2 protein-coding genes are annotated in these 2,894 nt (G+C 46.0%); both read left to right on the forward strand.

Annotated features, from left to right (window positions below):
* Window positions 1-447 precede the first annotated feature (447 nt).
* Window positions 448-2,139, forward strand: a complete 1,692-nt coding sequence (gene ggt, locus QT974_RS33075) for a gamma-glutamyltransferase (RefSeq protein WP_333472596.1) — start codon at window positions 448-450, stop codon at window positions 2,137-2,139.
* 99 nt (window positions 2,140-2,238) lie between these two features.
* A complete protein-coding gene (locus QT974_RS33080; RefSeq protein ID WP_333472597.1) occupies window positions 2,239-2,508 on the forward strand; it encodes a hypothetical protein in 270 nt (89 codons plus the stop codon).
* Window positions 2,509-2,894: the final 386 nt, after the last annotated feature.

Here is a 2,894-nt window from a genome sequence, read left to right on the forward strand (position 1 = left end):
TGCGTCAGTCTTATCCTATGGTACTCTCGCTGCTTAAAAACTGTCCGAAGTATTGCTAAACTTGTATTTAATATACCTAAAGATACAAACAAAATTATAACTTTAGTAAGAGGGAAGATTCTAGTTTAGATTGTAAAAGTTAGGCAGGTCGTCAACTTTTTCGATTTACTGGCGGGATTTCTGCTAACTCGAATCATGGTAGCGATCGCTTTTTGAATGACCGTTGAGTTGTTTATCTTGTTCCACAAGGAGCGAACAGTCGCTGCTTGCAAATGTCCGCATTAGTAAAGACATCAGAGAATAGTGGTGAATCTCATCCCGCAAAAATTACGTCCGAGTAAAGCGCAATGCAAAAGGATTTTGTGGGGCTTGGTATTTGGCACCACGGGTCTTGGTCTTATTTTAGTCATCGATCTTTTGCTGGCAAAAACAAATTACTCGATCGCCATGTTGTATCAAATTGTAAGTGGTGGAATTTGTCTGCGATCGAGCGCTCCTTCTTGTAACTCGAATGGGGCGATCGCAACTCCAACTACAGCGAAACTTGGAACAACAGGTATGGTGGTGAGCGAACAGCACGAAGCAACGCAAGCTGGGATTGCTATTTTGAACCAGGGTGGAAACGCGATCGATGCGGCGGTGGGTGTAGGGTACGCGCTGGCGGTAACGTATCCCTGCTGCGGCAATTTGGGTGGCGGTGGTTTCATGCTGATCCGGTTTGCAGATGGTCGCAGCCGCTTTTTGGATTTTCGGGAGATGGCACCGGGTGCGGCAACCCCAAATATGTATTTAGACGCCAAAGGGCAAGTAATTCGGAATCTAAGCACTAAAGGCTATCTTGCAGTCGGCGTTCCGGGAACGGTGAAGGGGCTGGATTATGCGTTAACGACTTACGGCACTCGCAACCGCCAGCAAGTGATGGCGAGTGCGATCGCGCTTGCGGAACGAGGATTTATCTTGCAAGCTGCTGATGCAGCACTTTTGCAGGGATTCACCAAAACCTTTAAAACTCAGCCGAATGTTGCTTCGATCTTTCTCAAAAACGGAAAGCCGTATCAGTCGGGCGATCGTCTGGTGCAATCGCATCTAGCGCGATCGCTGCGTTCGATCGCGGATCGGGGATCGGATGCTTTTTATCAGGGCGCGATCGCAGACGAACTTGTTACGGCAAGTCAACAAGGGCGGGGTATTTTAACGAAAACAGATTTAGCGAAGTATCGGGTTCGCGATACCGTGCCGCTGCAATGTCAGTACCGCAACTATCAAATTCTGACAGCCCCTCCGCCCGGTGGCGGCGCAACGCTGTGTCAAATGCTGAATATTTTAGAAGGCTATCCGCAGTCCGATCGCTTGTCCCAAACGCTGCACCGTCGATTCAGCGCCATGTTATTTGCATATGCCGATCGCAATGCCATGCTAGGCGATCCGGCATTTGTGCGCAATCCGTTAGATCGGTTGCTATCCAAGTCTTACGCTGCAACGATTCGGCAAAAGATTAAGAGCGATCGCGCGATCGATCCAAATCGGGTTTACCGCACCAATCCCGCCGTTGAAGGCAACCACACCACGCACTATACGATCGCAGACCGACAAGGCAATATAGTTAGCGTAACTTATACGATAAATGGTTTATTTGGAGCAGGTGTAATCGCCGGACAAACTGGATTTTTCCTCAATAATGAAATGGATGATTTTACAGCAAAACCTGCCGTTCCTAATACTTATGGATTGGTTCAGGGAAGCGCCAACGCGATCGCACCCTTAAAACGTCCCCTCAGTTCGATGACTCCAACAATTGTGCTGCTGAACAACCAACCTGTTTTAGCCACTGGTAGCCGCGGCGGTTCCACAATTCCCACCACAGTTCTACAAGTTATTCTCAATCGAGAAGCAAATCTGACGCATCAACAATGGGTAGATGCTCCGCGAATTCACTATCAAGGACTCCCGAATGTTGTTATCGCCGAACCTTACGCGCTTGCTAATCCCGTGTTTCAGGAACTTTGGCGGATGGGATATCGCGTCATTCCGTTTCCGAATTGGGGGGCTGCTGAATCGATCGCGATCGACCCGAGTGCAAAAACAATCTACGGACTGCACGATTCGCGGGAAAGAACTGGCTCCGCCCTTGCTCAATAAACAACTTGAAATTTAATTAACAGAAAATTCATTAAAACGATCGGCTAATAAAGATAAAACTTAGTTTAAAATCCTCCTTGGAACCTACCGCATCCACCTATGCCAAGCCGACACCGCCAATTCCGCGTCCGTCACCTTCTGGTAGTTTTATTCCTGAGCAGCCTCACAATTTGCCTGTGGCCCAATTATGTTCCCTTCACCACTTTGCAATGGCCAGAAGTAGCAACTGCACAGTCTGCAAATGCCAGGCAACTCGTACAACAAGGAATTGAACGATATCGTGCAGGAGACGCGCCAGGAGCGATCGCATCTTGGCAAACTGCCTTAAGGAATAAAAATTTAATAACATCAGCGATGTATAATAAATAAATGAGTGAATATGAATACGTTTATGTTTCGGTATAGATGTCAAATATTATACCTACCTGTTTCTTCTTATGTCCCTGATGATTGGTTGATTTGAATCATTTCTTACTAACTTAATTTATGTATTACTCAGATGAAATTACTGCTTTAATGCTCAAACATCATCAGTTTTTATCTGAAAAAGACCAAAGAAAATATGCAGCTTTCTTAAGCGGTAAAACTAGGTCGTGGTGGAATTATTTACATAGCCCGAGTTTTGGGAGTAAATAGAAATACAATAGCCAAGGGTATTAAGGAGTTAAAAAGTGAATCAGAACCCACCTTAAACCAAAAGAGAATTCGTCGAAGAGGGGGAGGAAGAAAAACTAGGGATTCTCAGATACCTGATT

It is taken from the genome of Microcoleus sp. BM001215392, from assembly GCF_036700185.1.
Classification (GTDB): Bacteria; Cyanobacteriota; Cyanobacteriia; order Cyanobacteriales; family Microcoleaceae; genus Microcoleus.